The sequence below is a fragment of the Halomonas sp. NPDC076908 genome (genome assembly GCF_050269715.1).
In the GTDB taxonomy this organism is placed as follows: Bacteria; Pseudomonadota; Gammaproteobacteria; order Pseudomonadales; family Halomonadaceae; genus Vreelandella.
Genome location: NZ_JBNNIW010000001.1, coordinates 237,773 through 249,288, shown reverse-complemented (window position 1 = coordinate 249,288; position 11,516 = coordinate 237,773). Strand labels below are relative to the sequence as shown.

Genomic DNA, 11,516 nt, shown 5'->3' with positions numbered 1-11,516 from the left:
TCGGCGGGCGCCGCCTGGCGGAGCTGCTCGCGCTGCTCATCGGTCATGAGGTCGTGCATGGCGTTACGCATGCGCACCATCTCGGCCATCATCTCACCGTGCAACTCGGCCATCTGTCCGTGTAGCGCCTGAACCTCATCAGGGTCTGGGCGATCGCCGTGCATCTCGGCCATCAGGTCGTCGCGCAGATTCATCAGGCGCCCCTTGCGCTCGAACTGGGCCGGGCGGTGCTCCTGCATCAATTCGCGCATCTGGCTGCGCTGATCGGGGTCGAGCATCGACATCATGCCCATGCCCTCGCCCATCATCGGGCAGGGCATCATGCCGCCGCCCATCATGCCTCCCATCATGCCGGGGCCCATGCCGCCCTGGCCGCCGCCGCCCATCATGCCTCCCATCATGCCGGGGCCCATGCCGCCCTGGCCGCCACTGCCCATCATTCCTCCCATCATGCCGCTTCCCTGACCGGGGCGAGAGTCCGGCATGCCCTGGGCGAGGGCGGTGCCGGCACTACCGGCACCGAGTGCCAGGGCGAGTCCGAGGGCGAGAGTCTGCTTGCGAATAACCATGGTCGTTCTCCTTAGCGACAGGCCTATATCAAAGGCCGATGCCTGAAGTATTGAGGTTATGTAGCACCTAGGTCAATTCTCAATATGGCATTCAGGCATGCCTAAGGCATCTCAGGGCGTGAAAGTAGGCAGTTTGTTGACCTGTATCAATTTTGGTAATTCGGCAACCTGCCTGCTGCACTTGGGTTGCGTGTGTCTGTGAAGCCATGAAATACTCTTAATATCCTCCACTCGATAGTGATTACTTCTTTGTCATGAATTGCTCCACTTTTAAATGGCTGCTTTGTTTGCTGATAAGCCTTGCCTTGGCGCAGCCATTGATAGTCGTGGCGATGGATCATCATGAAGATGAACCTTGTCTGTTCACTGACATTGATCTAGCCAGTGGAGCGATCGAAGTTGTTGGGTCGGTCAGCATTGGCGACCACGATGCCTCCCATATGGCAGAGTGCTGTATGCCCTGTGCTCAGTGTGCGGTAAATCTCGCGTTGCTTATCGAAGACGCAACCTCCGCCACGTCGACCTTGCCTCGTTATTTAGTCAACTGGTCACCAGCTCCACGCGCGCTCCTTGATCGCCCTCCTCGCGTTTAAACCTTCATCGCTGAACGTTCAGCTCGCCTATGGCGGGCCAAGATGATGATTTTAATCACGAGGAATAGCCATGAAACGTCGCGAATTTCTTCGCTACACCACCCTGGGTGGTATTGCCCTATCTGGGTCTGGCCTATTGGTTCACGCTTTGGCCGGACGGCATACACAGGCGTCACCAACAGCTCTGCTGGATAACGCTAGCATCCCTGCAGGACAACCCCTTCAACCATTGCCTCGGATTGCAAACTTGAGTGATCAGGTTGGGCGCTTTCAAAGTGTGTTAACCCCCGCTGCCCATGCGCTGCCAGTGAGCGATGGGCTGGAGGCAAAGTTGTGGCTCTACAACGGTAAAGTGTTGCCATTGATTGAGGTGCGCGAGGGGGATGAGTTAGACATTACGCTGATAAATGAGCTTGAGCAGGAAACGACGCTGCACTGGCATGGGGTACCGGTGCCCCAGTCGCAAGATGGGGCACCCTGGGAAGCCGTATTACCAGGAGAGTCACGACATTATCGTTATGTTTTTCATAGGGGGAGTGCAGGGTTACACTGGTTTCACCCCCACCCACATGAAGGTACTGCGCGTCAGGTAGCTCATGGCTTAGCGGGGGCATTGTTGGTCAGACCCCGGCTAGACGTGTTGCCCGCGGAGGTGAAGGAACATTTGCTAGTGGTCAGCGACCTGCGCCTGAATATGAATGGCGAAGTGGCGCCCCATACCAGCGAAGATTGGATGAATGGACGCGAGGGGGAGCTTCTGTTGGTCAACGGCCAACGCGAGCCACGTCTTGATGTGGCGCCGGGCACTACTCTGCGGCTGCGGCTGGTCAACGCCTGTGCTGGCCGGTACTTGCGTTTACGCTTGGAAGATCACGAGTTGACCCTGATCGGTACCGATGGCGGGCTGATCGAGCGACCACAACCACTCGAAGAGTTGCTGCTCACCCCGGGTGAGCGGGTCGATCTGCTAGTACGCATCAGCGAGAAATCTGAAAGGAGTTTTGAGCTGGCGAGTCATCCCTATACACGTGGTTGGATGGGGGCTAAGCCGGCACATCTGGACGAGATTGCTTCGCTATTATCGATTCATACCCTAAATACTGGCGTATACCCCGCCGTCGCGTTACCTGACCCCTTGTCCCATATCGAACCCCTGGGCGAACCAGTGGTGAGACGTCAAGTGGAACTGACCGAGGTGATGCCAGACCATGACAATCACGGTGCGGTGAATGGCGATCCGCATGCCGGCCACGGCGGCAGTGACAGCCATCACGGAACCCATGGGCCGGGGCATGGGGCGAGTCACGCTAGCGACGATGATAGAGCGGTTCGACCCAAGGTGGATTTTCTGATCAACGGCCGTGCCTTTGCCATGAACGACGTCCTGTTTGAGGGGCAGGTTGGCGAGGTAGAGGAGTGGGAAGTCTTCAATAACTCCCATATGGATCACCCCTTCCATGTGCATGGCACCCACTTTCAGGTGATCGCTACCCGCGATGCTGACAGTGAATGGCGAGACGCGCCCTGGCTGGCCTGGAAGGACACCGTCAACCTGGCTCCTTATCAGCGCCTCAGGCTACGCATGGTGTTCCCCGAGCCCGGCGATTGGCTGTTCCACTGCCACATCATCGAACACGAAGAGCTAGGCATGATGGCGACGATCCGTGTGAGCTGAGCTTGCCTTGTTTTGCTTCGGCACTACGCGCTGGCTTTGCGTGGTGCTTGTCCACCTGACGACTGATAAGGATGTGGTGTCATGACCTATTATCGCTGGCCACTCGCCGTGGCCTTCCTGCTTACCCTGCTGACAGGTTGCTCCCGAGAACCGAGTAGTATCAGTCTTGAGCAACTGCGAGAGCAGACCCATATTCACGGCCTGGCCGTCGATCGAGCGGATAGCGAACGACTGTGGTTGGCCACCCATCATGGCTTCTATGCCGTTGGTAGTGATGGAATGGCCCGCCGGGTCTCGGAGGAGACCCATGACTTCATGGGCTTTGCTCCTCACCCAGAAGAAGCCGAGACCTTCTTTGCCAGCGGCCACCCGGCCAGAGGAGGCAACCTCGGCGTGGTTAAGTCCCGTGATTCAGGCCGCAGCTGGTCACAATTAGCTATCGGCGTTGATGGCCCGGTGGACTTTCATCAGATGACCATCAGTGAGGCCAGTCCCGACGTGCTCTATGGGGCTAATGGTGGCCAGCTCCAAGTCAGCCAGGATGGTGGAGCCAATTGGCAGATTCGCGCCCAGGCGCCGGCCGGGCTGATTTCACTGGCTGCCTCGAGCCGTGATCCCGAACAACTCTATGCCGCCACCCAAACCGGGCTATTGATGAGTCCTGACGGAGGCGAACGATGGCGACAAGTATACCCTGAGCGTCGCCCTACGAGCCTGGTGGTGGCCAGCCAAGGAGAGCTTTACGCCTTCATGATAGGGGTAGGCTTGCTGAGAGTTGGGGAGGGCAGCCGGGATTGGGAGGTAGTCAAGCGTGGCTGGGAAGAGCGCTATCTGATGCATCTGGCGCTGGATCCGCACGACTCCCAGCGTTTGGTGGCGGTTGATGACCTCAATCAACTGCTGATCAGTAATAACGGTGGGCGCGATTGGTCGCACCTCTAATGAATTGGGAGATACCACATGTTGCAATATCCCCAGATTGATCCAGTGGCCATCAGCCTCGGCCCGTTCGCGATTCACTGGTATGGCCTGATGTATGTGGTGGGCTTCGGCGCCGCCTGGTGGCTTGGGCGCCTTAGAGCTAATCGGCTTAAGCTAACCCACGATGACATTAGCGACCTGATCTTTTACTCCGCGGTAGGCGTAGTGGTTGGTGGCCGGTTGGGCTATGTCCTGTTCTATGGAATAGAACAGTTTATGGCCAACCCCTTATGGCTGTTCAAAGTTTGGGAAGGCGGTATGAGCTTTCATGGTGGACTGCTCGGGGTGCTGGCGGCGACGCTATGGTTTGCGCGAAAGCATCGGCTCGGCTTCTTTGCCCTAACCGACTTCATCGCACCACTGGTGCCGATCGGTCTTGGTGCAGGGCGAATCGGCAATTTCATCAATCACGAGCTGCCGGGGCGCGTCAGCAACCTGCCCTGGGCGATGCCGTTTCCCCACATGGGCCCAGAGCCACGCCACCCCTCTGCGCTTTATGAATTCGTCCTGGAAGGGGTGGTGCTGTTCGTGCTGCTGTGGTGGCTGTCCGCTGAACCGCGTCGGCGAGGCCTGATCTCTGGTCTCTTTTTGCTGCTGTACGGCGTATTCCGCTTCACGGTTGAATTCGTGAGGTTGCCGGACGAACACATCGGCTTCCTTGCGTTTGACTGGGTCACCATGGGAATGCTCCTGACTACCCCGATGATACTGGTCGGCATGGCACTGATCACCTGGTCGCGCCAACAGCCGGTGGAGAATCATAGCCAACCCGGTTTATATCTGCGCCGCCGAGAGAGGAAGACACAATGATACTAACGCTTGGGCACTCCCACACCATCACTGCCATTACTATTAAAACGGGGCTAGGCGCGTTGCTTGTTGCTACGCTGCTGAGCACTTCACCTGTGCTTGCTGAAGAAACAGGGGAGTGGCCACTGGGCCACTACAGGTTGCCTGAATACGGTGACCTGATTGGTGAGGCCTATAAGGTAGTGGTAGACAACGAGGCGGATACGCTCCTCGATATCGCCCGTACCCATAACCTGGGCTACGAGGAAATCCGTCGGGCTAATCCGAACGTCAGTCTTTGGGTGCCGGGCGTCGGAACAGAAGTGGTCGTGCCAGCCCAGCACATCCTGCCCGATGCTGATAGGACTGGTATTGTCATTAACATCGCCGAGTTGCGTCTCTATTATTTTCCGGAGATAGGCGAAGGTGAGGTGCCCCGAGTCGAGACCTATCCGATCGGTATCGGTCGAGACGGCTATGACACCCCACTGGGAATTACCACCACTACCATGCGGCTTGAGGATCCTGCCTGGTATCCGCCACGTTCCATGCGTGAAGAAGCGGCGGCGCGGGGCGAATCAGCACCCGCCGTGGTGCCGCCAGGTCCCGATAACCCACTCGGCAAGCATGCCATCCTACTCGATATACCTGGTTATCTAATTCACGGTACTAATGATCCAGACGGCATTGGCATGCGCGCTAGCCGTGGCTGCATACGCATGTTTCCGGAAGATATTAAAGCAATATTCGGTGCTGTGCCTTTAGGTACTCAGGTTAATATCGTCGATCAGCCCGTCAAGATCGGCTGGGACGATGGCACTGCGTTTGTGCAGGTATATCAGTTTCTTGGAGATCAGAATCACGGCATACAATCACTGCTTGAGACGCAGCCGATGCTCAATCAGTACATCGTGGATCAATCGGTAAATTATGCACAACTCCAAGAACTGCTGGAGAGGTCCGACGGTCAAGTAGTGCCCATCGAACCGCCAACTCAGGATGAGCTTCTAGAAGAACAAGCACAACCCTTGATATTGCTTTATGAGGTGGGTCTTTAACGCTTTCATAAGGGTGTTTGGGATGCTGAGAAAAGTCAGCCAAGCTTCCCAGGCACCCGAATAAAGTCGATATTAATCATATGTGAAATAGGGTTAGCCTTGCGATGAAGTGGTGTCTAGGTATGAAAAAATATGAACCATCACGTTATAGCTAAAAAAGTCAGTATGTCGACTAGGCGTCATAGAATTGGAAGGCATTTCGTTGTTGTACTGATTGGTGCCATGACAGCTTATCTTTTTTGGTTGAGCCGAATGGAGTGGGACGCTGAGATGCGCACTTGGCGTGCTTTAGGCGATGCTGCTTTTATCCTGTTATTTGTCACCATGGTGATAGGCCCTGTGGTGAAAATATGGCCTAGGCAATTGAGCTTTCTTGTCAATTGGCGGCGAGCCTTCGGGATCTGGTTTGCGATCTTTGCCTCTGTGCATGCTTTTCTAGTGTGGGATGGCTGGGCACGGTGGTCGATTCGTGGATTTTTAGGCTATCAGGAGCTGCCTTTGGCGGGGCTTTCAGGCCCGGTTCTTGTGGATCCGGGGTTCGGGCTTGCGAATATGGTCGGGTTAGTCGCCCTCTTTTTTGGGCTCGTCCTGTTTGCCATATCATCCGACAAGGCCATGCGCTTCCTGGGAAGCTCAACATGGAAGCATCTTCAAAATTATGCCTATGTGGTTTTCTATCTAGTTGCTCTTCATGGAATCTACTTTCTCTTCCTACATTATGAGCTGAGTCTCAGGAATCTAGTTTTCCAGAGTGGGGTGTCTGGGCCCAATTGGTTTCGGTTCTGGTTTGTAGGGCTCGTGAGTATTGTCTTTACCGTTCAGGTTGCGGCAATGATAAAACTGATTTTACAGCGAAGAAAAGGTGGTTTAGGGGGAGCATGAGCGATGAAAGGGAAAAGCCGGGGGCAGTAACGCTGCCCTCCAGGCGACGTCGATTCTGGCGTCGTTTACTGCTCGTGGTGGGAGTTGCTCATCTGGTTGGGTTTGTGTCGTCACTGGATGCGATGATGTCGAGCCGTACCTCTCAGGGAGCTGTGGCCTGGATCGTTTCACTAAACACATTGCCCTATGTGGCGGTGCCAGCCTACTGGGTGTTCGGCCGCACGAAATTCCAGGGCTATGTCTCTGCACGACGCGACGAGAACTCGGTGTTGGGGCAGGCGCTTGCTGAAAAACTGGCCGAGCTGCGGGCTCATGGGGTTTCGGATGAACACGCTGACAAGCATCTGGTGGGTGTCGAACAGCTGGCCAAGCTGCCGTTTCTAGGTGGCAACCGGGTGGAACTGCTGATCGACGGTGAGCAGACCTTCGAGAGCTTGTTTGCCGGTATTGATGCTGCTGAGCGCTATCTGCTTGTGCAGTTTTATATCGTTCGGGCTGATGCAGTGGGATTGGCGCTGCAGGCACGGCTGATTGAGAAGGCTAGGCAGGGCGTGGAGGTCTTCTTTCTATACGATGAAATTGGAAGTTATGCGTTGCCGAGCCACTATCTCCAGACGCTGGAAGAGGCGGGTGTTCGAGTACATCGCTTTCATTCTACGCGGGGGACAGGTAATCGCTTCCAGCTCAACTTTCGCAACCATCGCAAGATAATGGTGGCCGATGGGGAAAGAGCTTGGGTCGGTGGATTCAATGTTGGCGATGAATACTTGGAAGGCCACCCACGAATTGGCCCGTGGCGTGATACCCACCTAATGATTGAGGGGCCTGCGGCCTTGGCGCTGCAGCTGGTGTTTCTTGAAGATTGGCACTGGGCGACTGAGGAAATCCCCGAGCTTCCCTGGTCACCGCTAATTCCAAGCGGCCATGGTACACCGGTGCTCATTCTTCCGAGTGGGCCCGCAGACCGATTTGAGACGGCTAGTCTGATGATTCAACAGGCAATTCACGCCGCGCAAGAGCGTATCTGGATATCCAGTCCCTACTTTGTGCCAGATGAGGGGGTGCTGGCGATGCTTAAACTAGCCTCGTTAAGCGGAGTAGAGGTGAAAATCCTGATTCCCGAACGTCCAGATAACCTTCTAACCTACTTTGCGGCCTATGCCTTTCTCGATTCGCTTCTCGAGGCGGGGGTCGAGGTCTATCGCTACGAGGGGGGCTTCTTACATGGCAAAGCCTTTTTGGTTGACGAAATCGGTGCGGCAGTGGGTACCGTTAACCTCGACAACCGCTCCTTTCGACTCAACTTCGAGGTGACGGCGATGGTGATGGACGCCGACTTTGCCGCCGAGGTTGATGCGATGTTCAAGGCGGATTTCGCGCGGGCTCGGCAGATGCAGCCAGAGGAGATCAATGATAAGCCGCTTTGGCACCGAGTAGCAGCAAGAGGAGCTTATCTCTTGGCACCTGTGCTTTGAGGCGGGGCTTAACTTTTACTACCTCCTTTCTACTCTCCGGTGTGGCTGAATCTCGATAACGTCTAGCAATATGGTCACTCTGTGTTAACAATGCTTTTCCAGCTCGCTGCTTGCTTAGCGTTACAGATGCTATGGCATATAAATATTTACAAGTAGTTGGAGGGTTAATCAACTTGTTGTTAGTGTCGCTGCCAAGGCCAGCGGCGCTTGGCGGGGGTATTGATCTGCTGCAGTGCAGAGGTAAGTGGCAGCATAATAGCGCCCAGCTGGCGATGACAGACCGCACTGCTGAGTACGCCAGGGCACTGCTTGAGTAACAGCTCGCACTGCTGGGCAGCAATATAGAGTTGCTCAGTAACGAGGGGGGCAAAGAGTGGTTTGGACTGCTGGCAGCAGCGGTTGAGTTCGCGCGACAGCATAGTCAGCATGCTGGTGTCCATCCAGCAGGGCAGCGGGTCTTCCAAGCGGCCAGCAATAGAGTGCTGAACCGCTTCAAAAGAGGTGCGCAAAAATATGACCGTTTGGCGAAGTTGCCGCTGCTCGCTAGTCATCCCACTAGTCCCTCACGCCTGACTGTCTATTTAATAAATAAAGAGAGTGTTTCTCATTTGCATTTATGGTGACGATAGCGCTACTCAATAGATGTGTCAATGCAGGGACTATGAGAGGGGCTATATAGGGGGCTATACGAGAGGCTATGAGCGCGCCTCAAACAGCTGCCAGTCGTTATTGGTCAGCGGTTTTGCTCCGTTTTCAGTCACCACCACAGTGTCGCTTATTCCAACGCCCCACTGGCCGGGCACGCGTAGGCAGAGCGGCAGGTGGAAGACCATATTGCGTTCAAAAATACAGGCCTGACCTTTGGCGATAAAGCCGGTGCCCTCCACCCAGCTAGGCGGAAACTGCGCACCCACGGCATAGCCAAAGACACCGGAGAAAAAATACTGGTCACGATGCGGTGCAAGTAAAGCGTCAGCCGCCTGGGCGGCTGCATCAAAGGTGTGGCCAGGCCGCATGGCGTCGCAGAGCGCTTCAAAAATTGAGCGGCACAGATCCCGAGTGGCGGAGAGCGCCGAGTTTGGAGTACCCGTCACCGCAGTACGCATCATCGGTGCTGTATAGCGTTGATAGGCAGCACCGAACTCTAGGAAAACCGGTTCGTCAGGCTGAATGACACGCCGCTTATGGTTGACGTGAATCACACCAATACGGTGCCCGCTGGTCACAATGGGCTGCAGGCTCATAAACTCGCTGCCGTTTTCCAACAGCGCTTTGGCGCCCACGGCGGCAATATCGTTGTCGGTCATGCCGGGGCGAACACTCTGTATCGCGGTCTCTAGCCCAAGAGCGGTGATTCGTGCGCTCTGTTGCAGCATCTCAAGTTCGGCGGGGCTTTTTATAAGTCGAATCGTATCGACCACTGCGCCTGCTTCGCTAAAGCGCTCACGGCCGATAGTCTGCATCAGCGCATCGATTACCCCAAAGCGCAGCCCGCTGCTCCAGCCATCAATACCAATTTTCGAGCAAGGAGAAAGCAAGTCTGCCAGCGGCGTGATGATTTCATCCAGATTTTCCCAGCGGTAACCGATGATCTCATCGACTCGGGCGGTAACTACCGCCGCGCCGGTTTCAATGGAGGCGACTTGCAACACTAGTTTCTCTTGTGTGCAGATCAAGCAGGCATGAACTGAGACTTCAAAAGTGTGATAACCGGTGAGGTAATTAATATCGGCGGGGTCGGTAAGCAGCAGCGCGTCTAATCCATGCTCAGTCATGGCATTGCGCACCTTCTCCAGGCGCACCTGGTATTCCGCAGCGGGAAAAGGCAGCTCACTTTGGGCGAGCGTTTCCGCAAGGGCTGTGCGGTAGTGGTGGTAATCCATAGCGACCTCCTTTAATAGGTAAGGTCAGTATAGGCACCTGCTTTAAGCCCGCTTTTATCTCTCTCAACGCTAGCGGGTGAGTAGGAATATCCCCTGAATAAAGTAGAAAACCCCAATACCGGTCACGATCCAGCGTGTCCAGGTGCGGAAGTTGGCATCAGTGAGTCGGTGTAAAATGCGGTTTCCAGTGTGGGTGCCAAAGATCGCAAACGGCGCCGCTAACAGCACAATGCCCCATTCACCTGCGCTAAGCGCCATGGCGGCGCCGAGATAGAAGATGATTTTAATACTGTGCGCCACCACCTGAATCATTGCTTTGGTCGCCACTACTTGGCGGCGATCCATGCGTGAGCGCACAAAGAAGATATCGATCAATGGCCCGGAAACCCCCGCGGCTATGGTCAATCCGCCGGAAGCAATGCCGCAGCAAAGCGCGTGGCTGGCGCGGTTAGCATCCAGGTGAAACCAGCGCTTGGGCATCCACACCAATATCGGCATTAGGCCTATCAAAAGTGAGACGCTGGCAGCATTGGGGCTGTAATTGAACAGTAGAAGCAGGCCTGCGGCGCTAAGCACCCCCAGCGTCATAAAGGCGACAATACGCCAGACAATAAAATGCCTTGAAAGCCATGCACGTGATGCATTCGCGGTCAGCTGAATAACCCCGTGCACGGCCATGGCAGTCGCAGCCGGAAAGATCAGCAGCAGAAACCATAGCAGTACCAAACCGCCCGCCATACCAAAAACGCCGGAGAGCATTGAGGTGAAAAACACCACGCTAACCAGGACTGCTCCAATCCATAGTGACATCGTCAGATCCCTTAGCTCTTAACACTTAACTACGACAAAACGGCCAGACCTGATAGAAGCGCTGACACTGGAATTCTGCCTCACAGGCATTGAGCTGCGCTTGATAGCGGTTAGCGCGTGCCGCCACCTGGCTGCCAGCATTTAACACGTGGGGCTTACCGCGGTAGCTGCCGCGTTGGTAGCCACCTGCGCCTTCATGATAGGCGTAATAGAGGTGTTCAGGGTTACTGAGCGATATGCCCGCCTGCTGCTGAGAGCGGCGGTTGTACCAGCCAATAAAATCGGTGGCATGTTTCATATGGGTACGCCGGGCAAACAGGCTGCCTGCTTGATCTTGATACTCGCCCCAAACCGGGTCTTGGGCCTGGGCGTAGCCCCTGGCAGAGGAAGGGCGGGGGCCCGGAATAAAGCCTAGGTAGCGCTTGCGGTCAGGGCGAACATGGCTACGAAACGAGGACTCCTGCTGAATAAACGACATCTGGGTGGCAATTGGGGTCCCCCATTTTTGCTGTGAATCGCGTGCGTAGTCATACCAACTAGGCTGTTCGCGAAATATCTCACAGATATTGCTTTGATCCTGAGGGGGATTGGGGGCAAAGGTGGCGCAGCCAGAAAGCAATAAAACAAGGCTCATCGCTAGCCAAAAGCGAAGAGAAGCGAATGCAGGTGAAGCGTCAGCGGCAAAACTATCAACAGGGAGGTGCATAAAAAGCCCTTGTGCATAAGTTGTTTAAATTTTGTGAATACGTTATTGAAGTCTTGTGGATAAGGTGTTGAAAAGAACTCCCTTATCAATCAATG

General features: G+C 55.2%; 12 protein-coding genes. 6 read left to right on the top strand and 6 right to left on the bottom strand.

From position 1 onward, the window contains the following. Both ACQKE4_RS01120 and ACQKE4_RS01115 read right to left on the bottom strand, forming a co-directional pair. On the bottom strand, positions 1-569 hold a 569-nt coding region (locus tag ACQKE4_RS01120; protein ID WP_427386514.1), incomplete at its 3' end, for a Spy/CpxP family protein refolding chaperone. A gap of 146 nt (positions 570-715) precedes the next feature. Beyond that, complete coding sequence (locus tag ACQKE4_RS01115; protein WP_144983648.1) at positions 716-913, bottom strand: hypothetical protein; 198 nt, start codon at positions 911-913, stop codon at positions 716-718. A 319-nt stretch (positions 914-1,232) separates the two neighbouring features. Here ACQKE4_RS01115 and ACQKE4_RS01110 point away from each other — a divergent pair, with 319 nt between their 5' ends. The 6 genes from ACQKE4_RS01110 to cls all read left to right on the top strand — a co-directional run bounded on the left by ACQKE4_RS01110 (position 1,233) and on the right by cls (position 8,022). Further along, complete coding sequence (locus ACQKE4_RS01110; protein WP_427386513.1) at positions 1,233-2,837, top strand: multicopper oxidase family protein; 1,605 nt, start codon at positions 1,233-1,235, stop codon at positions 2,835-2,837. A gap of 81 nt (positions 2,838-2,918) precedes the next feature. Further along, complete coding sequence (locus ACQKE4_RS01105) at positions 2,919-3,779, top strand: F510_1955 family glycosylhydrolase (protein ID WP_427386512.1); 861 nt, start codon at positions 2,919-2,921, stop codon at positions 3,777-3,779. Positions 3,780-3,797: 18 nt separating this feature from the next. Further along, positions 3,798-4,628 carry a prolipoprotein diacylglyceryl transferase gene (gene lgt, locus ACQKE4_RS01100; RefSeq protein WP_427386511.1) on the top strand — a complete coding sequence of 277 codons (831 nt, stop codon included), beginning with the start codon at positions 3,798-3,800 and terminating at the stop codon, positions 4,626-4,628. Then, positions 4,625-5,665 carry a L,D-transpeptidase family protein gene (locus tag ACQKE4_RS01095; RefSeq protein WP_427386510.1) on the top strand — a complete coding sequence of 347 codons (1,041 nt, stop codon included), beginning with the start codon at positions 4,625-4,627 and terminating at the stop codon, positions 5,663-5,665. Before lgt ends, ACQKE4_RS01095 begins: the two co-directional genes overlap by 4 nt. 132 nt (positions 5,666-5,797) lie before the next feature. Then, complete coding sequence (locus tag ACQKE4_RS01090; protein ID WP_081137392.1) at positions 5,798-6,547, top strand: ferric reductase-like transmembrane domain-containing protein; 750 nt, start codon at positions 5,798-5,800, stop codon at positions 6,545-6,547. After that, positions 6,544-8,022 (top strand): cardiolipin synthase, encoded by a 1,479-nt coding sequence (cls, locus tag ACQKE4_RS01085; protein ID WP_427386509.1) that lies wholly within the window; start codon positions 6,544-6,546, stop codon positions 8,020-8,022. Before ACQKE4_RS01090 ends, cls begins: the two co-directional genes overlap by 4 nt. 179 nt (positions 8,023-8,201) lie before the next feature. On the opposite strand, the gene ACQKE4_RS01080 is transcribed toward cls, so the two are convergent. The 4 genes from ACQKE4_RS01080 to ACQKE4_RS01065 all read right to left on the bottom strand — a co-directional run bounded on the left by ACQKE4_RS01080 (position 8,202) and on the right by ACQKE4_RS01065 (position 11,421). Then, entirely contained in the window at positions 8,202-8,573 is a 372-nt protein-coding gene (locus ACQKE4_RS01080; RefSeq protein ID WP_290833990.1) for a hypothetical protein, read from the bottom strand. Between the two features lie 144 nt (positions 8,574-8,717). Beyond that, positions 8,718-9,905, bottom strand: a complete 1,188-nt coding sequence (locus ACQKE4_RS01075; protein ID WP_290833988.1) for a M24 family metallopeptidase — start codon at positions 9,903-9,905, stop codon at positions 8,718-8,720. Between the two features lie 69 nt (positions 9,906-9,974). Next, positions 9,975-10,715 (bottom strand): TSUP family transporter, encoded by a 741-nt coding sequence (locus ACQKE4_RS01070; RefSeq protein ID WP_427386508.1) that lies wholly within the window; start codon positions 10,713-10,715, stop codon positions 9,975-9,977. Positions 10,716-10,740: 25 nt separating this feature from the next. Then, positions 10,741-11,421, bottom strand: coding sequence for a lysozyme-like domain containing protein (locus ACQKE4_RS01065; protein ID WP_427386507.1), 681 nt, complete (start codon positions 11,419-11,421; stop codon positions 10,741-10,743). Positions 11,422-11,516 lie beyond the last annotated feature (95 nt).